General features: G+C 65.2%; 17 protein-coding genes. 11 read left to right on the forward strand and 6 right to left on the reverse strand.

From position 1 onward, the window contains the following. The first annotated feature begins 62 nt into the window (after positions 1-62). The 7 genes from infB (at position 63) to ACVINW_RS10205 (ending at position 8850) form a co-directional block, all read left to right on the forward strand. Positions 63-2771, forward strand: coding sequence for a translation initiation factor IF-2 (infB, locus tag ACVINW_RS10175; RefSeq protein WP_456751173.1), 2709 nt, complete (start codon positions 63-65; stop codon positions 2769-2771). A gap of 174 nt (positions 2772-2945) precedes the next feature. Then, on the forward strand, positions 2946-3359 hold the full coding sequence (gene rbfA / locus ACVINW_RS10180; protein WP_456751174.1) for a 30S ribosome-binding factor RbfA: 414 nt from the start codon (positions 2946-2948) through the stop codon (positions 3357-3359). Beyond that, complete coding sequence (gene truB, locus ACVINW_RS10185; protein ID WP_456751175.1) at positions 3356-4465, forward strand: tRNA pseudouridine(55) synthase TruB; 1110 nt, start codon at positions 3356-3358, stop codon at positions 4463-4465. Before rbfA ends, truB begins: the two co-directional genes overlap by 4 nt. A 2-nt stretch (positions 4466-4467) precedes the next feature. Beyond that, positions 4468-4737, forward strand: coding sequence for a 30S ribosomal protein S15 (gene rpsO, locus ACVINW_RS10190; RefSeq protein ID WP_066504937.1), 270 nt, complete (start codon positions 4468-4470; stop codon positions 4735-4737). Between the two features lie 314 nt (positions 4738-5051). Beyond that, positions 5052-7208, forward strand: coding sequence for a polyribonucleotide nucleotidyltransferase (pnp, locus tag ACVINW_RS10195; RefSeq protein WP_456756358.1), 2157 nt, complete (start codon positions 5052-5054; stop codon positions 7206-7208). Positions 7209-7401: 193 nt separating this feature from the next. Further along, positions 7402-8136, forward strand: coding sequence for a superoxide dismutase (locus ACVINW_RS10200; protein ID WP_456751176.1), 735 nt, complete (start codon positions 7402-7404; stop codon positions 8134-8136). A gap of 117 nt (positions 8137-8253) precedes the next feature. Next, complete coding sequence (locus tag ACVINW_RS10205) at positions 8254-8850, forward strand: glutathione S-transferase family protein (RefSeq protein ID WP_456751177.1); 597 nt, start codon at positions 8254-8256, stop codon at positions 8848-8850. 120 nt (positions 8851-8970) lie between these two features. Here ACVINW_RS10205 and fabV read toward each other — a convergent pair whose 3' ends face one another. The 3 genes from fabV to fabA all read right to left on the reverse strand — a co-directional run bounded on the left by fabV (position 8971) and on the right by fabA (position 12016). Beyond that, positions 8971-10143, reverse strand: coding sequence for an enoyl-ACP reductase FabV (fabV, locus tag ACVINW_RS10210; RefSeq protein ID WP_456751178.1), 1173 nt, complete (start codon positions 10141-10143; stop codon positions 8971-8973). A gap of 84 nt (positions 10144-10227) precedes the next feature. Beyond that, positions 10228-11451, reverse strand: a complete 1224-nt coding sequence (gene fabB / locus ACVINW_RS10215) for a beta-ketoacyl-ACP synthase I (RefSeq protein WP_456751179.1) — start codon at positions 11449-11451, stop codon at positions 10228-10230. A 43-nt stretch (positions 11452-11494) separates the two neighbouring features. Beyond that, complete coding sequence (fabA, locus tag ACVINW_RS10220; RefSeq protein WP_021082637.1) at positions 11495-12016, reverse strand: 3-hydroxyacyl-[acyl-carrier-protein] dehydratase FabA; 522 nt, start codon at positions 12014-12016, stop codon at positions 11495-11497. A 329-nt stretch (positions 12017-12345) separates the two neighbouring features. On the opposite strand from fabA, the gene irrA reads away from it, so the two are divergent. Then, on the forward strand, positions 12346-12837 hold the full coding sequence (gene irrA / locus ACVINW_RS10225; RefSeq protein ID WP_050425403.1) for an iron response transcriptional regulator IrrA: 492 nt from the start codon (positions 12346-12348) through the stop codon (positions 12835-12837). A gap of 182 nt (positions 12838-13019) precedes the next feature. Here the strand turns inward: irrA and ACVINW_RS10230 are convergent, their stop codons facing one another. Further along, complete coding sequence (locus tag ACVINW_RS10230) at positions 13020-13544, reverse strand: SH3 domain-containing protein (RefSeq protein ID WP_456751180.1); 525 nt, start codon at positions 13542-13544, stop codon at positions 13020-13022. Between the two features lie 333 nt (positions 13545-13877). Here ACVINW_RS10230 and ACVINW_RS10235 point away from each other — a divergent pair, with 333 nt between their 5' ends. Continuing rightward, positions 13878-14882 carry a 2-hydroxyacid dehydrogenase gene (locus ACVINW_RS10235; protein ID WP_456751181.1) on the forward strand — a complete coding sequence of 335 codons (1005 nt, stop codon included), beginning with the start codon at positions 13878-13880 and terminating at the stop codon, positions 14880-14882. Positions 14883-15158: 276 nt separating this feature from the next. Here ACVINW_RS10235 and ACVINW_RS10240 read toward each other — a convergent pair whose 3' ends face one another. Then, positions 15159-16070: a LysR family transcriptional regulator gene (locus ACVINW_RS10240; protein WP_456751182.1), complete on the reverse strand. Its 912-nt coding sequence runs from the start codon at positions 16068-16070 to the stop codon at positions 15159-15161. Between the two features lie 123 nt (positions 16071-16193). Between ACVINW_RS10240 and ACVINW_RS10245 the strand changes: the two genes are divergently transcribed. Continuing rightward, the gene (locus ACVINW_RS10245; protein ID WP_456751183.1) at positions 16194-17201 is read left to right on the forward strand and encodes an aldo/keto reductase; all 1008 of its coding nucleotides are present in this window, start codon (positions 16194-16196) and stop codon (positions 17199-17201) included. Here ACVINW_RS10245 and ACVINW_RS10250 read toward each other — a convergent pair. Then, the gene (locus ACVINW_RS10250) at positions 17198-18004 is read right to left on the reverse strand and encodes a HesA/MoeB/ThiF family protein (RefSeq protein ID WP_456751184.1); all 807 of its coding nucleotides are present in this window, start codon (positions 18002-18004) and stop codon (positions 17198-17200) included. The genes ACVINW_RS10245 and ACVINW_RS10250 overlap by 4 nt on opposite strands. Before the next feature lie 248 nt (positions 18005-18252). On the opposite strand from ACVINW_RS10250, the gene ACVINW_RS10255 reads away from it, so the two are divergent. Then, entirely contained in the window at positions 18253-19611 is a 1359-nt protein-coding gene (locus ACVINW_RS10255) for a serine protease (protein ID WP_456751185.1), read from the forward strand. Positions 19612-19644: the final 33 nt, after the last annotated feature.

The following is a 19644-nucleotide window of genomic DNA, read 5'->3' on the forward strand; positions in this document are numbered from 1 at the left end:
AGAACGACGCATTGAAGGATTTGTGCGGCAAACGCACAGCGAAACGAGATTAGGACTGCTGAATGGTTGATACCAAGACCCCTGGCGACAAGACTCTGAGTGTCCCGAGCAAGACGTTGTCGCTGAAGCCGCGCGTCGAGACGGGCACCGTGCGCCAGAGCTTCAGCCACGGCCGGACCAAGCAGGTCGTGGTCGAGAAGCGCGGCAAGCGCCGCATCGGGGGCGATGGCCCCGGTGAGGCGCATGCGCCGGAACCCGTGGTTGCAAAGCCCGCGGCACCTGCGCCGAAGCCGCCGCTCGGCCGTCCCTCAGGTCCGCCGCCCGGCCAGCAGCAACGCAACACCCGCTCCGGCGTGGTGCTGCCGACCTTGACCGAAGACGAGCGTTCCGCGCGCGCCAGCGCGCTGGCCGATGCGCGGCAGCGTGACATCGAGGAGCGCCGCCAGGCCGAAGAGGAAGCCAAGCGCCGTGCCGTCCGCGAGGCTGCCGAAAAGGCAGAGCGCGAGGCCGCCGAGGCCCGCCGCAAGGCGGAAGAGGAACGTCACCGCCACGAGGAAGAAGCCAAGCGCAAGGCTGAGGTCGAGGCCAAGCGCCGCTTCGGCGAAGGCGAGGCCAAGCCTGGCGCTGCGCCCGCCGCTGCTGCACCGGCCAGGCCGGCCGCAGCCGCGCCTGGCTCCGCTCCGGCCGCCCGTGCGCCCGGCGCAGCGCGGCCGGCGACGACCACAACGCCTGCTGCGCGCACGCCCGCCCTGGGTCGGCCGCCGGCCGTTGCCGCCGAGGCCGACGAGGATGAAGGTCCGCGCCTGGTACGCCGCCCCGGCGGCGTCGTGCGCCCGGCCGCAGCGCCGAAGACCACCCACAAGCCCGGCCCGCAGAAGCAGCGCGGCCGCCTGACCGTGACCACCGCGCTCAACGTCGACGACGTGCGCGAGCGTTCGATCGCCTCGTTCCGCCGCCGCACCCAGCGGCTGAAGGGCCATGCGTCGAACGAGCAGAAGGAAAAGCTGGTTCGCGAAGTCATCATCCCTGAAGCGATCACGATCCAGGAACTCGCGAACCGCATGTCGGAGCGCGCGGTCGACGTCATCCGCATGCTGATGAAGCAGGGCGCGATGCACAAGATCACCGACGTGATCGACGCCGACACCGCGCAGTTGATCGCCGAAGAGCTCGGCCACAGCGTCAAGCGCGTCGCCGCGTCCGACGTCGAAGAAGGCCTGTTCGACGTCGTCGACGATTCCACCGACACCGAGCCGCGTTCGCCCGTGGTCACCGTCATGGGTCACGTCGACCACGGCAAGACCTCGCTGCTCGACGCGCTGCGCCACGCCAACGTGGTGTCCGGCGAAGCCGGCGGCATCACCCAGCACATCGGCGCCTATCAGGTGCTGTCGCCCGAAAGTGGCACCAAGATCACCTTCATCGACACGCCCGGCCACGCCGCGTTCACCGCGATGCGCGCCCGCGGCGCCAAGGTCACCGACATCGTCGTGCTGGTGGTCGCGGCCGATGACGGCGTCATGCCGCAGACGATCGAGGCGATCAACCACGCCAAGGCGGCCAAGGTGCCGATGATCGTGGCGATCAACAAGATCGACAAGCCGGATGCGCGGCCCGAACGCGTGCGCACCGAACTGCTGCAGCACGAGGTGCAAGTCGAATCGCTCGGCGGCGACGTCGTCGACGTCGAGGTCTCGGCCAAGAACAAGACCAATCTCGATCGCCTGCTCGAGATGATCGCGCTGCAGGCCGAAATCCTCGACCTGAAGACCAATTCGCAGCGTCCGGCGGAAGGCACCGTGATCGAAGCCAAGCTCGATCGCGGCCGCGGCCCGGTCGCAACCGTGCTGGTGCAGCGCGGCACGCTGCGGATCGGCGACATCATCGTGGCCGGCGCCGAGATGGGCCGCGTCCGCGCGCTGATCTCCGACCAGGGCGAGAATCTCGAAGAGGCCGGCCCGTCCGTGCCGGTCGAGGTGCTCGGCTTCAACGGCCCGCCGGAAGCCGGTGACCGCCTCGCCGTGGTCGAGAACGAAGCCCGCGCCCGCCAGGTCACAAGCTACCGCGCGCACCAGAAGCGCGAGAACGCCGCCGCCTCGATCTCCGGCATGCGCGGCTCGCTCGAGCAGATGATGTCGCAGCTGAAGACCGCGGGCCGCAAGGAGTTCCCGCTGATCGTCAAGGCCGACGTGCAGGGCTCGCTGGAAGCGATCCTGGGCTCGCTGGAGAAGCTCGGCACTGACGAAGTCGCCGCCCGCATCCTGCATGCCGGCGTCGGCGGCATCTCGGAGTCCGACGTCACGCTGGCGGAAGGCTTCAACGCCGCGATCATCGGCTTCTCGGTCCGCGCCAACAAGGAAGCGGCCGCCGCGGCGAAGCGCAACGGCATCGAGATCCGCTATTACAACATCATCTACGATCTGGTGGATGACATCAAAAAGGCGATGTCCGGCCTGCTCGCGCCGACGCTGCGCGAAACCATGCTGGGCAACGCGCAGATCCTGGAAGTGTTCAACATTTCCAAGGTCGGCAAGGTCGCGGGTTGTCGCGTCACCGACGGCACCGTGGAACGCGGCGCCAACGTTCGCCTGATCCGCGACAACGTCGTGGTGCACGAAGGCAAGCTGTCGACGCTGAAGCGCTTCAAGGATGAAGTGAAGGAAGTGGTCGCCGGCCAGGAGTGTGGCATGGCATTCGAGAACTACGGCGACATGCGTGTCGGCGACGTGATCGAGTGTTACCGCATCGAAACGATCCAGCGCTCTCTGTAAGTCCAAATCTTACGAAGCGCAGATCTTACTAAGCGTTGGGTCCATTTAGCTGAAGATGCGACGGCGTGGCCGGACTTTGGTCTGGCCACCCGCGCATTGCCCGATTGAAAGCAAAGTCAGGACATTGATGCCCGCGGCCACGGCCTGCGGGCGCGACGGTTTTGGAAAAAGGTCATGCCCCGTCAAAAGAAGAGTTCCGGCCCCGGCGGCTCACAACGTCAGCTGCGTGTCGGCGAAACGGTTCGCCATGCGGTTGCCGGGATTCTGGCGCAGGGTGAGGTCCACGATCCCGATCTCGAAGGCCACATCATCACCGTTCCCGAGGTGCGTATGTCGCCGGACCTGAAGCTCGCGACGATCTATGTGATGCCGCTCGGCGGCCGCGACACCGACACGGTGATCGCGGCGCTCGAGCGCAACAAGAAGTTCCTTCGCGGCGAGATCGCGCATCGCGTCAGCCTGAAATTTGCACCCGACATTCGCTTCCGCGTCGACGAGCGGTTCGACGAGGCGGAGCGCATCGAGAAATTATTGCGGACACCTGCGGTGCAGCGAGACCTTGCACCCGATTCGGACGACGAGGAATGACTGTGATGACGACCAACAGCGTTATCGACGCGAAGGATGCCGCCGCGCGCGACGCTGAGCGGGATGCCTTTGCCGGACAGCGCAGCGACGATGCGCGCCGCACCAACAACGACCCGCGCCAGAAGCAGGGCAAGCAGAACCAGCAGCCGCGCCGCGACAAGCGCGACGTCCATGGCTGGGTGGTGCTCGACAAGCCGATCGGGATGACCTCGACCCAGGCGGTCGCCGTGCTCAAGCGCCTGTTCCAGGCCAAGCGCGCCGGCCATGCCGGCACCCTCGATCCGCTCGCCTCCGGCGGTCTGCCGATCGCACTCGGCGAAGCCACCAAGACCGTGCCGTTCGTGATGGACGGCCGCAAGCGCTATCGCTTCACAGTGGCCTGGGGCGAGGAGCGCGACACCGACGACACCGAGGGCCGGCCGGTCCGGACCAGCGAGAACCGGCCGACCGCCGCTTCGATCCGCGAGCTGCTGCCGCGCTTCACCGGGGTGATCGAGCAGATCCCGCCGCAATATTCGGCGATCAAGGTCCAGGGTGAGCGGGCCTACGATCTGGCGCGCGACGGCGAGACCGTGGAACTGAAGCCCCGTCCGGTCGAAATTCACGAACTAACCCTCGTAGAACATGGAGATAACGGCCAGTCCGTGTTCGAGGCCGAGTGCGGCAAGGGAACCTATGTCCGGGCCCTGGCCCGCGATATGGGCCGGATTCTGGGCTGTTTCGGCCATATCTGCGCCCTGCGGCGGACCCTGGTCGGTCCGTTTACCGAAGCGGACATGATTCCGCTGGAACAGTTGGAGGCTTTGTGCAATAGAGCCGCGTCTGGCGAGGGCAGCCTCGCCGACGCGCTTTTGCCCGTTGAGACCGCGCTGGACGACATCCCGGCACTGGCCGTCACACGGGCTGATGCGGCAAGGCTCCACAGGGGCCAGGCCGTTTTGTTGCGCGGACGGGATGCGCCCAATACGAGCGGCACAGTCTATGTCACGGTGGCAGGCCGACTTCTCGCGCTTGCCGAAATTGGCAATGGCGAACTCATCCCCAAGCGCGTGTTCAACCTGAACGGACTGACTGCCGGTCCGGCTCGCAACAATGAAAGTAACTGACGATGTCGATTACCGCGCAACGCAAAGCGGAAGTCATCAAGACGAATGCCACCAAAGCCGGCGACACCGGCTCGCCCGAGGTTCAGGTCGCGATCCTGTCGGAACGCATCAATAACCTCACCGAGCACTTCAAGAGCCATGTGAAGGACAACCATTCACGCCGCGGCCTCCTGAAGCTCGTGTCGACGCGTCGCTCCCTGCTTGACTACATCAAGCGCAAGGACGAGGCGCGGTACAAGGCGCTGCTCGAAAAGCACAACATCCGTCGTTGATTTGAGAAGCACGCGCGCGAGGTTCGCGCGCGTTTTCGCATGGTCGTCCGTGAACTCGGGCTTTCGAATTGTCGAAAGATGATCATGCGCAACCGCATGGCGATCGCCATGCACACTAGCGTCCAGCAGCAATCCGGCCGCTGGACCGGGCAAGATGCCCAGATGACCGAAAGGATGGACGCCATCCGAAATCCAGGGACCATGGCAGGATCGCCGGATGCTGATCGCACCAAGCGCATCAGTGTCTCGCCGTCTTGGCATGGTCTTTGTGCTTCGGGGCGCCGTGCTTTCGTGAAACCATGAAAGAAACCGAAATGTTCAATTCGCATTCCGTCGAGATCGACTGGGGTGGACGTCCCCTCAAACTTGAAACCGGCAAGATCGCCCGCCAGGCCGACGGCGCCGTGATGGCGACCTATGGCGAGACCGTGGTGCTCGCCACCGTCGTCGCGGCGAAGGCGCCGCGCGAGGGCGTCGACTTCCTGCCGCTCACGGTCGACTATCAGGAAAAGACCTACGCCGCGGGCCGCATTCCCGGCGGCTATTTCAAGCGCGAAGGCCGTCCGACCGAGAAGGAGACGCTGGTCTCCCGCCTGATCGACCGCCCGATCCGTCCGCTGTTCGTCGACGGCTGGCGCAACGAGACCCAGGTGATCGTCACCGTGCTGTCGCACGACATGGAGAACGATCCGGACATCGTCTCGCTGGTCGCCGCCTCCGCCGCCCTGACGCTGTCGGGCGCACCGTTCAAGGGCCCGATCGGCGCTGCGCGCGTCGGCTTCGCCAATGACGAATACGTGCTCAACCCGACGCTCGACGAGATGACCGAGACCCAGCTCGACCTCGTCGTCGCCGGCACCGCCGACGCCGTGCTGATGGTCGAATCGGAAGCCAAGGAGCTCAACGAAGACGTGATGCTCGGCGCGGTCATGTTCGGCCACCGCCACTTCCAGCCCGTGATCAACGCGATCATCGAGCTCGCCGAGAAGGCCGCCAAGGAGCCGCGCGAGGTCACCACGATCGACAATTCCGAGATCGAGAAGGAGATGCTCGGCATCGCCGAGCAGGATCTGCGCAAGGCCTATGCGATCCCGGTCAAGCAGGAACGCTATGCCGCGGTCGGCGCCGTCAAGGAGAAGGTGCTCGCGCACTTCTTCCCGGAAGGCCAGGAGCCGAAATACGACAAGCTCCGCGTCGCCGCCGTGTTCAAGGAGCTGGAAGCCAAGATCGTTCGCTGGAACATCCTCGACACCGGCAAGCGCATCGACGGCCGCGACGTCAAGACCGTGCGCAACATCATCGCCGAAGCCGGCGTGCTGCCGCGCGCCCACGGCTCGGCGCTGTTCACCCGCGGTGAGACCCAGGCGATGGTGGTGACCACGCTCGGCACCGGCGAGGACGAGCAGTACATCGACGCGCTGTCGGGGACCTACAAGGAAACCTTCCTGCTGCACTACAACTTCCCGCCCTACTCGGTCGGTGAAACCGGTCGCCTCGGCGGCACCAAGCGCCGCGAGATCGGCCATGGCAAGCTCGCCTGGCGCGCGATCCATCCGGTGCTGCCGCCGCACCACGAGTTCCCGTACACCATCCGCGTGGTCTCGGAGATCACCGAGTCGAACGGCTCGTCCTCGATGGCCTCGGTCTGCGGCGCCTCGCTGTCGCTGATGGACGCCGGCGTGCCGCTGAAGCGGCCGACCGCCGGCATCGCCATGGGCCTGATCCTCGAAGGTCAGCGCTTCGCGGTGCTGTCGGACATCCTCGGCGACGAGGATCATCTCGGCGACATGGACTTCAAGGTCGCCGGCACCGACCAGGGCATCACCTCGCTCCAGATGGACATCAAGATCGAGGGCATCACCGAGGAGATCATGAAGGTTGCGCTTGGCCAGGCCAAGGAAGGGCGCATCCACATCCTCGGCGAGATGTCCAAGGCCCTGACCGCGGCCCGTGCCGAGCTCGGCGAATACGCGCCGCGCATCGAGACCTTCAAGATCGCCACCGACAAGATCCGCGAAGTGATCGGCACCGGCGGCAAGGTGATCCGCGAGATCGTCGAGAAGACCGGCGCCAAGGTCAACATCGAGGACGACGGCACCGTGAAGGTGGCCTCCAATGACGGCGAGGCGATGAAGGCTGCGATCAAGTGGATCAAGTCGATCGCCTCCGATCCGGAGGTCGGCCAGATCTACGAGGGCACCGTCGTCAAGGTGATGGAGTTCGGCGCGTTCGTGAACTTCTTCGGCGCCAAGGACGGCCTCGTCCACATCAGCCAGCTCGCGGCCAACCGCGTGCAGAAGACCTCCGACGTCGTCAAGGAAGGCGACAAGGTCAAGGTCAAGCTGCTCGGCTTCGACGACCGCGGCAAGACCCGCCTGTCGATGAAGGCGGTCGACCAGGAGACCGGCGAGGACCTCGAGGCCAAGCAGAAGAGCGAAGCCCCGGCGCCGCGCGAAGCCGCAGGCGAGTAAGCCAAACCGACTGCAAACTGATCATGACGAAAGGGCGGCCCAAGTGGCCGCCCTTTTGCTTTTGAGATCGAACGCAAATCAATCCCCGCTGATCGGCGTGCGCGGTTTTGACCCGGCATTGTGACCGACACTGTTGGAACCCGTTCACAACTTGCGCCTAACATCAGGACGCTTACCAGCATGGAGAATGACGATGCCCTCGATGTCCCGACGCCACTTGATCATTGCAACAGCCGGCATCGCCGCGGCCGCCGCGTCGTCGCGCACAGCATTCGCGCAGGCCGCGACGCAGGCTCCGGCCGGACCGTTCAAGATCGATCCGCTGGCCTATCCGACCAACGCGCTGGAGCCGCACATCGATGCCAAGACGATGGAGATCCATCACGACCGGCATCATCAGGCCTATGTCACCAACCTCAACACTTTCGCCAAGGACAATCCGCAGATCGCCGAGAAGCCCGTCATCGATGTGCTTGCCAATCTCGGCAGCGTGCCGGAGGCGATCCGCACCGGCGTGCGCAACAACATGGGCGGCCACGCCAACCACACGATGTTCTGGCAGATCATGGGACCGAACGGCGGCAAGGCGGACGGCGAAGTGCTGGCCGCGATCGATCGTGACCTCGGCGGCATGGAGAAATTCCAGACCGATTTCAACGCCGCCGGCGGCCGCGTGTTCGGCTCCGGCTGGGTGTTCGTCACGGTCAGCAAGGACGGCAAGCTCGCGATCGAGACACGGCCGAACCAGGACAACCCGATCATGGACGGCAAGCGCGCGTTGCTCGGCAACGACGTCTGGGAGCATGCCTACTATCTGACCTACCAGAACCGCCGGTCCGATTACCTCAAGGCGTGGTGGAACACCGTGAATTGGAAAGCGGTGGCCGAGCGCTATGCCGCAGCCAAGGCCGGCACGCTCGGGGTATGAGCCGGTAAGGCTCGCTGCGTGCGAACAGCTGCGTTAGATTTGAAAGCTCCGCGAGACCCTTCGCGGAGCTCCTTGTCTTGAAGATAAGAAACCAAACCGGATGTCGGAGGCTAACCCATGATCAAGCTGTACTGGTCGCCGCGCTCGCGCTCGTTCTCCGCGATCTGGCTGCTGGAAGAATCCGGCCTGCCCTACGAACGGGTGCTGACCGACATCAGCACCGGCGCGCAGAAGTCGCCCGACTTTCTCAGGATCAATCCGATGGGCAAGGTGCCTGCACTGACCGACGGCGCGGCGGAGCTCGCCGAGGCGGCGGCGATCTGCGCCTACATCGCCGACCGCTATCCCGAGACGAAGCTCGCGCCGGCCGCCACCGACCCGAAGCGCGCACGCTATCTGCAATGGCTGTTCTTCTCGCCGAGCTGCATCGAGCCGGCGCTGATCCAGCTCTTCACCAAGCTCGAAGTGCCGGCGAGCACCGCATCATGGGGCAGTGCGGCACAGGTATTCGACGTGCTCGACGCCGAATTGCAGAAGGGGCCGTGGATCCTCGGCGATCAGTTCTCCGCCGCCGACATCGCGATCGGCGCGGGGCTGAACTTTGCGGTGCGGGTGTTCAAGATAGTGCCGCCGCGGCCGTCGTTCGATGCCTATATCGACCGCTGCGTGGCGCGGCCCGCGTTCCAGCGCGCAGAGAAGATCGCGGCGGGGTGAGCTTGTCGTCGCGTAGCCCGGATGAAGCGCAGCGTAATCCGGGATAATCCCTCTGCGAAAGAAGTCCCCGGATTGCGCCTCGCTCCATCCGGGCTACGAAGCAGGGGTTTTCCGAACGGCCTAACCCGGCACCACGCGCGGATCGACGTCCTGGCTATAGTCGACGCCGTCGATACCGAAGCCGAACAGGCGCAGGAACTGGCTCTTGTATTCGCCGAGATCGGCCAATTCGCCGAGCGTCTCGGTGGTGAGCAGCGGCCAGCGCCGCGATACTTCGGTCTGCACTTCCGGCGAGAGCTCCCAGTCATCGACCCGGATGCGCTGCGCGTCATCGAGCGCGACGTCCTTGCCGAGACGGGTGCGGAACAGGCGGTCGATCTGCTCGATGCAGCCTTCATGCAGGCCGAGCTGCTTCATCACCTTGAACAGCACGGTGCCATAGAGCGGCACCACCGGAATGGCCGAACTCGCCTGGGTGACCACGGCCTTCAGCGCGACGACGCGGGCGGCTTCCGCACCGAGGCGGCCGCGGATCGCTTCCGCCTTGCTGTCCAGATCGACCTTGGCGCGGCCGAGCGTGCCGTTCCAGTAGATCGGCCAGGTCAGCTCGCTGCCGATATAGGTGTAGTTGAGCGTGCGGAAGCCCGGCGCCAGCACGCCGGCATCGGCGAGCTGATCGATCCAGCGCTTCCAGTCGTCGCCGCCCATCACCGCGACGGTCGCCGCGGTCTGCTCTTCGTTCGCCGGCTCGAGCGTGGTCTGGAACACCTCGCCGGTCTCGGTGTCGAGCGTCTTGATCTCGACCGGGGCGCCGAGCGGCTTGATCACCGAGCGATAGGTCTTGCCGGTGTCCGGATCGGTCCGGACCGGCGCGGCCATGCTGTAGACCAGCAGATCGAGCTGGCCGAACTTCTCGCGCACGCGCTCGATGAAGTCTTTCTTCAGCTCGTCGGAGAAGGCATCCCCCTCCAGCGTGAGCGGCGACCGTCCGATCTTCTCGGCCTCGATCTCGAAGGCGCGGTTGTTGTACCAGCCGGCGCTGGCGCTTCTCTTTTCCGAAGGCTCGCGCTCCAGCGACACGCCGATCGTATCGGCGCCGCCGGCGAAGGTCGCGACGATGCGGCTCGCGAGGCCATAGCCTGTCGAGCAGCCCAGCACGGCGACGCGCTTCGGGCAGTCTGCGACCGGGCCCTGCTTGAGAACGTAGGCGATCTGTTCGCGGACGTTGGTGGCGCAACCGACCGGATGCGCCGTCGTGCAGATGAAGCCTCGCACGCGCGGTTCGATAATCATGCGCACCCCATTTCGGATCGTTGCAATGTCCCCACTCGCGTCCCGCGGGCGCCGCGCCGTGGGCGAGAGGAGATGGAAACCGGATCAGGCATCAAGCCGCTTGAACACCAGCGTGGCATTGGTACCGCCGAAGCCGAACGAGTTCGACAGCACGGTGCCGAGCTTGGCGTTGTCGATGCGCTTGCGCACGATCGGCATGTCGGCGAATGCCGGATCAAGCTCGGTGATGTGCGCGCTCTCGCAGACGAAGCCGTTGTTGAGCATCAAGAGCGAGTAGATCGCCTCCTGCACACCGGTGGCGCCGAGCGAATGGCCGGTCAGCGCCTTGGTCGCCGAGATCGGCGGGCATTTGTCGCCGGTGCCGAACACCTTGCGGATCGCCTCGATCTCCGGCGGATCGCCGGCGGGCGTCGAGGTGGCGTGCGGATTGATGTAGTCGACCGGCGTGTTCACCGTCGACATCGCCATGCGCATGCAGCGCTCGGCGCCCTCGCCTGACGGCGCCACCATGTCGTATCCGTCCGAGGTCGCGCCATAGCCGACGACCTCGCCGTAAATCCGCGCGCCGCGCGCCTTGGCGTGCTCGAGCTCTTCCAGCACCACGACGCCGGCGCCGCCGGCGATCACGAAACCGTCGCGGCTGATGTCGTAGGGGCGCGAGGCCGTCGCCGGCGTATCGTTGTATTTCGAGGACATGGCGCCCATGGCGTCGAACAGCACCGACAGCGTCCAGTCGAGCTCCTCGCAGCCGCCGGCGAAGATGACGTCCTGCTTGCCGATCTGGATCGTCTCATAGGCGTTGCCGATGCAGTGGTTCGACGTCGCGCAGGCCGAGGAGATCGAGTAATTCACGCCCTTGATCTTGAACCAGGTCGCGAGCGTCGCCGACGCGGTCGACGACATGCCCTTCGGCACCGCAAACGGACCGACGCGCTTCGGGCCCTTGGCGCGCGCGATGTCGGCGGCCTCCACCAGCGTGCGCGTCGACGGTCCGCCGGATCCCATGATGATGCCGGTGCGGACGTTGGAGACCTCGTTCTCCTCGAGACCGGAATCGCGGATCGCCTGCTCCATCGCAACGTGATTCCAGGCGGCGCCTTCGGCAAGGAAGCGCATCGCGCGGCGATCGATCACCTCGGCGGGATTGAGTGTCGGCGCGCCGTGAACTTGCGAACGGAAGCCGAGTTCCGCAGCCTTCTCCGCGCGCGAAATGCCCGACTTCGCCTCGTAGAGGCTCGCAAGCACTTCCTGGGTGTTGTTACCGATGGATGAGACAATGCCCATCCCCGTGATGACAACCCGCCTCATGTTCGCCTCGCCCTGCCTTTATGTTGCCGCGTCATGATCCCGCTCAAGACGGCGCCGTACCCTGCTTGAACAATCCGACCTTCAAGTCCTTGGCGCGATAAATAATCTCGTCGTCCATGGAAAGCCACCCATCGGCAATTCCAAGCACGAGCTTTGACCGCATCACGCGCTTGATGTCGATGTTGTACACAACCTTGCGCGCGTGCGGCAGCACCTGTCCGGAGAACTTCAGCTCGCCGAGGCCGAGCGCGCGGCCCCGACCTTCGCCACCGATCCAGCCGAGGTAAAAGCCGACCATTTGCCACATGGCATCGAGGCCGAGGCAGCCCGGCATCACCGGATCGTTCTTGAAATGGCAGCCGAAGAACCAGAGATCCGGTTTCACCTCGAGCTCGGCGCGCACCAGCCCCTTGCCGAACTCGCCGCCATTCTCGGAGATATCGCTGATCCGATCGAACATGAGCATCGGCGGCAGCGGCAACTGGGCGTTGCCGGGACCGAACAGCTCGCCCCGCCCGCAAGCCAGCAAATCCTCGTATTCATAACCGCCGCGCCGATCCAGCATCCTCTATCCACCTCTGATGTCCCGATGAAGCGCTTTGCTTGGTCGGACCTTAATCTACCCACGGGAACTGGAATATCTTGTCCCGCATCTTGGCGCTACCTGGGTACGCCACCGGCCTGTTATCTCTGCCGAAAGCGCATATGTGGTCCGCGCGCTCTCTAACATAGGGCCAACTGGGCGGCAAAGCGGCATTCCGATGATAAATGACCGTCATCCCATAGGTTTCTACCGCAGCTTGGATTCGTTCTAGTTGCGAAAAACTTGCATCTGATAGGCATCCTTTTTATATTTATGAGGAATATTGCCTGAGTTGGGTGCATAGAGTGGATATGAACGAGGAAGTACCGGCTGTGAACGACGATGCCGTGCACCCGGCTGCCCGGGGCGCTGGGCACCACCCTGCCCTGACCGGTTGCCCGTGGCACGACGTCAACGAGATGCTGCAGTCTGCCGGTCTCCGGCCGACCCGGCAGCGCATGGCGCTGGGCTGGCTGCTGTTCGGCAAGGGCGCCCGCCACCTGACCGCTGAGATGCTGTACGAGGAAGCCACGCTGGCCAAGGTTCCGGTGTCGCTGGCGACCGTCTACAACACGCTCAACCAGCTGACCGATGCCGGCCTGCTGCGCCAGGTCAGCGTCGACGGCACCAAGACCTATTTCGACACCAACGTGTCGACCCATCACCACTTCTACCTCGAGCACAACCACGAGCTGGTCGACATTCCCGACCCGAACCTCGTGCTGTCGAAGATGCCCGACGTGCCGGATGGCTACGAGATCTCCCGCGTCGACATGGTGGTGCGGCTGCGCAAGAAGCGCTGAACCGTCTTATCGTCGATTTGAGTTGTGATGGCCGGGCTCGTGTCCGGCCATTTTTGTTTCGTAGACGTCGTCATTCCGGGATGGTGCGCCAGCACTAGACCTCAGATGCGCACTTGCGCATCGGGGAATCTCGAGATTCCGGGTTCGATGCTAAACGCATCGCCCCGGAATGACGCTACGCGTCAGTCCACCTTCTCGTCCGCGTAGACGCCCCAGAGGCGCTGCTGCTCGATCCAGCCGTCGAAGCCGTTTCCGGTGACCCGGCACCAGTTGTTGGCGCATTTCTTGACCTGCGCGACCACGCCGGCCTGCAGGCGCGCCGCGATCGCGCTGGTGGCGTCGGGCCGGTCGTACAGCGAGGCCAGATCGTCCTTGTTCTTCATCGTCACGACGGCGGTGCGGCGACCGGACAGCAGGGAGTGATAGACCCAGCCTTCGGCGCCTTCCGAATCGCGCACCCGGCGCCAGTTCTCGAACTCGGCGGTGATTTCGACCGGCAGCCCCGAGCGGGTGTAGACCCAGGCGACGTCGTTGTCCTTGGTCGGGCCTGCCCTGACGTTCACATGGTCGGATTTCAGGCTGACATAGCGGGGAATCGGCAGGCCGCTGGTGGTGGGGCTCAAATCCTTGGCGGTATGTCCGGGGCTGACCGACGCACTCAGCATGCTTCCGACCAGCGCCACCAATGAACCGAAACGCCAGACCATCAACTCGTCTCCTGCCGAGATGCCCAACCCGCATTCGGCGAGCTGCAACCCAAATCCATGCCCGAAGGCTTCCAGCGCCTGCGCCGTTCCCTGCCCGCACGGATCCGAGGGGTTCTTGTCTTGGCCCGGCCTTCTGCTAGAGAGGACGGAACGCCTTAAGAGCCAGAACACCCGAATTTCCCCCTGACGAAAGCCGGGGCAAGTATCGGGGAACCCTAGGAAACGCGAAGGAAACGCCGGGACAGCGCGGCTATCAGCAGTGTCGAACAACCGGGTTAATGAGGCCTCAACGGCTCGGTTTTTGGCGAGCCGCGCGCCTCATGAAAGCAGGACATGTCGGTGAAGAAAAAGCCTCTCGTCGTCGTCACCCGCAAGCTGCCGGACTCGATCGAGACCCGGATGCGCGAGCTGTTCGACGCCAGACTGAATCTCGACGACACGCCGATGACGCCGGAACAGATCGCGGAGGCGGCGAGGACCGCCGACGTGCTGGTGCCGACCGTGACCGACATGGTCCGCGAGGACGTGATCAACCAGCCCGACTGCAAGCTGAAGATGATCGCCAATTTCGGCAACGGCGTCGACAATATCGATGTGGCGGCCGCGCATGCCCGCGGCATCACGGTGACCAACACGCCGAAGGTGCTGACCGAGGACACCGCCGACATGACCATGGCGCTGATCCTGGCGGTGCCGCGCCGCATGATCGAGGGTGCCTCGATCCTGACCGAAGGCAAGCAGCATTGGGCGGGCTGGTCGCCGACCTGGATGCTCGGCCATCGCATCGGCGGGAAAAGGCTCGGCATCATCGGCATGGGCCGCATCGGCCAGGCCGTGGCACGTCGCGCCCGCGCCTTCGGCCTGCAGATCCACTATCACAATCGCCGTCCGGTGGCGCCCGTGATCGCCGACGAACTCGGCGCGACCTATTGGGAAAGCCTCGACCAGATGCTGGCGCGGATGGACATCATCTCGGTGAACTGCCCGCACACGCCGGCGACCTATCACCTGCTGTCGGCGCGGCGGCTCAAGCTCATCCGGAAAGAGGCCTATATCGTCAACACCGCGCGCGGCGAGGTGATCGACGAGGACACGCTGATCAAGCTGATCGAAGCCGGCGATGTCGGCGGCGCCGGCCTCGACGTCTATGAGCACGAGCCCGCGGTCAATCCGAAGCTGGTGCGGCTCGCCAGGGCCGGCAAGGTGACGCTGCTGCCGCATATGGGCTCGGCCACCATCGAAGGCCGCGTCGAGATGGGCGAGAAGGTGATCATCAATATCCGAACCTTCCTCGACGCCCACAAGCCGCCGGATCGCGTGCTGCCGAGCATGCTGTAGGGCGCTTCTGATACGGATAAAGGCAACCGCCTCATGCCTAACCTCCCCTTGAAAAGGGGAGGCCGCTTTGCTCGACAGAGCCGGCTGACCCCCATCCCGACCTTCCCCCTTTCAGGGGGAAGGGGAAGGGAGATCCTGCCGCAAAGGCCCCGGCTATCAAAACAGCGAAAACAACCCCATGCAAAGGAGCCGGTGCGGCCGGCGAAGGTAGCGGGATGCAGCCACGGCGGCAATCACGCATGAGGTATCGTCCCGGCGATGCGGTAGCAGCGCGCCCTATTTCTTTTTCCGCGCCTGCTTGCGCCAATCGGCGACGAACGACACGAAGGCGGCGAGTGCCGGCGGCGGCTGGCGCCGGCTCGGATAATACAGGAACGGCCCGTCGAACGGCGGGCACCAGTCATCCAGCACGCTGATCAGCGCGCCGGATTTGACGCCGTAGCGGACATAGCCTTCGAACGTCGCCCAGTAGCCGACGCCGTCATGGACCGCGCGCAGCGCGAGGCCGAGATGGGTCGCGGTCAGCTTGGCCGGCGGCGAAATCTTCACCACGCGGCCGTTCTTCTCGAACTCCCAGTCAAACATCAGGCCGTTGCTGAAGCGGCTGCGGATGCAGGCATGCGCCAGCAGATCCTTCGGCTGCATCGGCCGGCCGTGCTTTGCGACGTAATCACGCGACGCCACCACCGCGTAGCGCTGCGGCGCGCCGAGTGGAACCGCCACCATGTCCTGCGCCAGGTGCTCGCCGTAGCGCACGCCGGCGTCGAAGCCCTGCGCGACGATGTCGACGAACGCGCTCTCGGCGACGAGGTCGAGGTCGACCTGCGGATATCTGGCGAGGAACGGCGCGATCATCGGCGCCAGCACCAGATCGACGGCAGGCGGCGGTGCGTTGATGCGCAGCCGCCCCGACGGCTCGGCGCGCAGACCACGCACCTCGGTGATCGCATCGGCGACATTGACCATGGCCGGTGCGACGCGGGCGAGCAGCAGTTCGCCGGCCTCGGTCAGCGCGACGCTGCGGGTGGTGCGGTTCATCAGGCGGACGCCGAGCCGCTCCTCCATGTCGCGCAGGCGCTGGCTGAGGCTCGAAACCGAGACGCGGCTCTCCAGCGCCGCACGCCGGAAATTGCGGGTGCGCGCCACCGCAACGAAGGCGTCGAGGTCGCGAAGGTCGAAATCCTGCATTGTTCGATATAGTGAACAACCCATTCTCGATTGTCCAGCTTATCCCAAAAGCGGTAGCGGCCCATATCAGCCGCGTCATTTTGGCGGCGGATCATCTGCCGCGACCTCCCAGGGAGCACCACCATGGACACACCCAAACTCGGTTCCACCGGCCCCACAGTTTCGCAGATCGGCCTCGGCTGCATGGGCATGTCCGACTTCTACGGCCCGACCGACCGGAGCGAGAGCATCGCCACCATCCATGCCGCGCTCGACGCCGGCATCACGCTGCTCGACACCGGCGACTTCTACGGCATGGGCCACAACGAGATGCTGATCGGCGAGGCGCTGAAGAGCCGCAGCCGCGACAATCTCGTGATCAGCGTCAAGTTCGGCGCGCTGCGTGATCGCAACTACGGCTTTCACGGCTATGACAGCCGTCCGGTCGCCGTGAAGAATTTCGTCGCCTATTCGCTGCAGCGGCTCGGCGTCGATCACATCGACATCTACCGCCCGGCGCGGCTCGATCCCAATGTGCCGATCGAGGACACGGTCGGCGCGATGGCCGACATGATCAAGGCCGGCTGGATCAAACATATCGGGCTGTCAGAGGTCGGCTCCGACACCATCCGCCGCGCCCACAGGGTGCATCCGATCGCCGACCTGCAGATCGAATATTCGCTGATCTCGCGCGGCATCGAGACCGACATTCTCAAGACCTGCCGCGAGCTCGGCATCGGCATCACCGCCTATGGCGTCCTGGCGCGCGGGCTGATCAGCGGGCACTGGTCGAAGGACCGCGGCGGCGAGAAGGATTTCCGCCTGCTGAGCCCGCGCTTCCAAGCCGGCAATATCGACACCAACCTCGCGCTCGCCGATCGGCTGCGCGCCATCGCCGGCGAGATCGGCGCCTCTCCGGCGCAGGTCGCGATTGCCTGGGTCGCGGCGCAAGGCAAGGACATCGTGCCGCTGGTCGGCGCGCGGCGGCGCGAGCGGCTGACCGAGGCGCGCGGCGCGCTCGATGTGAAGCTGACCGCGGCGCATCTTGCCGCACTGGCAGAGGCATTTCCGCCCGGCGCCGCCGCCGGCGGACGCTATCCGGAGGAGCACCTGCGGCACATGGACAGCGAGAAGCCCGCAAAGGCGTCCTAACTGACTACATGCCCGCTCAGATCGGTGATGACTGGCGCATCACCGTTGAGCGGGTTCTGCGGGTCGCGCGCGTAGCGCAGGGTTTCGAACCGCATTGCGCGCGCGTCCACCATTAGCAGGCGGCCGACCAAGCCCTCGCCGAAGCCGACGATCTCGCGGATCGCCTCCAGCGCCATCATCGATCCCAAGACGCCCGCGAGCGCGCCCATCACGCCGGCCTCGGCGCAGGCCGGCACCGTGCCCGGCGGCGGCGCTTCCGGAAACAGGCAGCGATAGGTCGGGTTGAACTCGCCTTCGGCATTCCTTTCATGCGCGCGGATCGTGGTCAGCGAACCGTCGAACTGTCCGAGTGCCGCCGTGATCAGCGGCCGCTTCGCGAGGAAGCAGGCATCGGCGACGAGATAGCGGGTCTCGAAATTGTCGGAGCCGTCGAGCACCAGATCGTAGTTCGCAATCAGCGCCATTGCATTGTCGGCGGTGAGCCGCATCGGATGCGCCTCGAACGTCACATGCGGATTGAGCGCGTGGATTTGCGCCGCCGCGCTATCGACCTTGCGCTGGCCGATGTCGGATGTCGTATGGATGATCTGGCGCTGCAAATTGGAGAGCGAGACGACATCGTCATCGATCACGCCGAGCCGGCCGACGCCGGCGGCGGCCAGATACATCAGCACCGGCGCGCCGAGGCCGCCGGCGCCGATCACCAGCACCGACGCCTGCTTCAGCGCATTCTGGCCGGGACCACCCACCTCGCGCAGCACGATGTGGCGGGCATAACGTTCGAGCTCGTCAGCACTCAGCATTGTCTCATCAGTCCTACCCGTATCCCCTCATGGTGAGGAGCGCGGCACGCGCGTCTCGAACCATGAAGGCCCCATCTGTGGCCTCATCCTTCGAGACGCGGCTCACGCCGCTCCTCCAGCGACAACGGCAAAGCCGTTGCGCGGGGATGAGGGTTGAAACCTGAACCGGAGCGCGGTTGTTGCCGACCAAGCAGATGTGCTTAATTACGTCGACGTCAATGGTTTCAGTCATTTCCACCGGATTTGTCATGAGATTGGTGCTTTCGGCAACATTGATGGTCGCGATGATCGGCGCGGCGAACGCCCAGTTGACGCCGCCGACCACCGCCGGGGCCAAGCCGAAGGCGGTGACCACGGTGCCGGTTCGCCCCGCGTTGCAAAAGCCGGAGGATACCGCCAACGCAATGGCGCAGGCCGATCGGCTGGCGCTGCAATCCGACCTCGCCTGGGTCGGCGAATATAACGGCGCGATATCAGGCGACGTCAGCGAGCGCATGGTCAATGCGATCAAGGAATTCCAGAAGAACCGCGGTGGCAAGCCGACCGGGGTGCTGAACCCGCAGGAGCGCGGCGTGCTCGCCGACACTGCGCGGCGGAAACAGGAGAGCGTCGGCTGGCGGATCGTCACCGAGCCTGCCACCGGGGCGCGGCTCGGCATTCCGACTAAACTGGTGCCGCAGGTCACCAGCGATGCCTCCGGCGCCAGATGGACCTCGCCGACCGGCACGGTCCAGGTGCTCTTGACCCGGCGCAAGGAAGCGAGCCCGACCACCGCGAAGCTTGCCGAGCAGGAAAAGAAGGAGCCGGCCGGCCGCACCATCGATTACACCGTGGTGAAGCCTGATTTTTTCGTGCTGTCGGGCCTCCAGGGGCTGAAGAAGTTCTATCTGCGCGGCACTTTGAAGGGCGATGAGGTCCGCATCCTCACCATCCTCTACGACCAGGCGATGCAAACCACCGTCGAGCCGGTGGTGATCGCGATGTCGAGTGCCTTCAATGCATTCCCATCGGGCGTGCAGGCCGGCCCGCCGCCGCGCAAGACTGTCGAATATGGCACCGGCGTCGTGGTCAGCGACGACGGCGCTGTTGTCACCGACCGCGTGGCGACCGCCGACTGCATCGCGCTGACGATCCCGGGCTACGGCAATGCCGATCGGGTCGCCGAGGACAAGGAGCACGATCTCGCGCTGCTGCGCATCTACGGCGCGCGCGGGCTGAAGCCGCTCAACATCGCGGGCCAGGCGACGCAGACCGCGCTCGAGATCACGGGGATCGCCGATCCGCAGAACCAGGGCGGCGGCACGGCCGCGAGCAGCCTCAAGGCTTCGGTCGCGCAACTCGGCGGCGGCGACCAGGCGCTGTCACCGCCGCCGGCGGTCGGATTTTCCGGCGCAGCGGCGCTCGACGGCAGCGGCAAGTTTGCCGGCATCGCATTGCTGAGGCCGGTCATCGTCGCGGGCCCTGCGACCGCCGCACCACCGGCGCAGGCCGCGCTGGTGCCGGCCGACACCGTGCGCAGTTTCCTGAAGGCGCAGGGCGTTACCGCGTCAGGCGAATCGGCGGACGCCAAGGCCGCCGTGGTCCGCGTGATCTGCGTCAGGAGGTAAGGTCACCTCGCCCCGCTTGTAGGGAACTATGCA

The organism is Bradyrhizobium sp. USDA 4461 (assembly GCF_054055655.1).

What these genes read in the sequence shown, in the direction of transcription:
- infB (WP_456751173.1), top strand. Translation starts at nt 63, where the DNA reads ATGGTTGATACCAAGACCCCTGGCGACAAGACTCTGAGTGTCCCGAGC.
- rbfA (WP_456751174.1), top strand. Translation starts at nt 2,946, where the DNA reads ATGCCCCGTCAAAAGAAGAGTTCCGGCCCCGGCGGCTCACAACGTCAG.
- truB (WP_456751175.1), top strand. Translation starts at nt 3,356, where the DNA reads ATGACTGTGATGACGACCAACAGCGTTATCGACGCGAAGGATGCCGCC.
- rpsO (WP_066504937.1), top strand. Translation starts at nt 4,468, where the DNA reads ATGTCGATTACCGCGCAACGCAAAGCGGAAGTCATCAAGACGAATGCC.
- pnp (WP_456756358.1), top strand. Translation starts at nt 5,052, where the DNA reads ATGTTCAATTCGCATTCCGTCGAGATCGACTGGGGTGGACGTCCCCTC.
- ACVINW_RS10200 (WP_456751176.1), top strand. Translation starts at nt 7,402, where the DNA reads ATGCCCTCGATGTCCCGACGCCACTTGATCATTGCAACAGCCGGCATC.
- ACVINW_RS10205 (WP_456751177.1), top strand. Translation starts at nt 8,254, where the DNA reads ATGATCAAGCTGTACTGGTCGCCGCGCTCGCGCTCGTTCTCCGCGATC.
- fabV (WP_456751178.1), bottom strand. Translation starts at nt 10,143, where the DNA reads ATGATTATCGAACCGCGCGTGCGAGGCTTCATCTGCACGACGGCGCAT.
- fabB (WP_456751179.1), bottom strand. Translation starts at nt 11,451, where the DNA reads ATGAGGCGGGTTGTCATCACGGGGATGGGCATTGTCTCATCCATCGGT.
- fabA (WP_021082637.1), bottom strand. Translation starts at nt 12,016, where the DNA reads ATGCTGGATCGGCGCGGCGGTTATGAATACGAGGATTTGCTGGCTTGC.
- irrA (WP_050425403.1), top strand. Translation starts at nt 12,346, where the DNA reads ATGAACGAGGAAGTACCGGCTGTGAACGACGATGCCGTGCACCCGGCT.
- ACVINW_RS10230 (WP_456751180.1), bottom strand. Translation starts at nt 13,544, where the DNA reads ATGGTCTGGCGTTTCGGTTCATTGGTGGCGCTGGTCGGAAGCATGCTG.
- ACVINW_RS10235 (WP_456751181.1), top strand. Translation starts at nt 13,878, where the DNA reads ATGTCGGTGAAGAAAAAGCCTCTCGTCGTCGTCACCCGCAAGCTGCCG.
- ACVINW_RS10240 (WP_456751182.1), bottom strand. Translation starts at nt 16,070, where the DNA reads ATGCAGGATTTCGACCTTCGCGACCTCGACGCCTTCGTTGCGGTGGCG.
- ACVINW_RS10245 (WP_456751183.1), top strand. Translation starts at nt 16,194, where the DNA reads ATGGACACACCCAAACTCGGTTCCACCGGCCCCACAGTTTCGCAGATC.
- ACVINW_RS10250 (WP_456751184.1), bottom strand. Translation starts at nt 18,004, where the DNA reads ATGCTGAGTGCTGACGAGCTCGAACGTTATGCCCGCCACATCGTGCTG.
- ACVINW_RS10255 (WP_456751185.1), top strand. Translation starts at nt 18,253, where the DNA reads ATGAGATTGGTGCTTTCGGCAACATTGATGGTCGCGATGATCGGCGCG.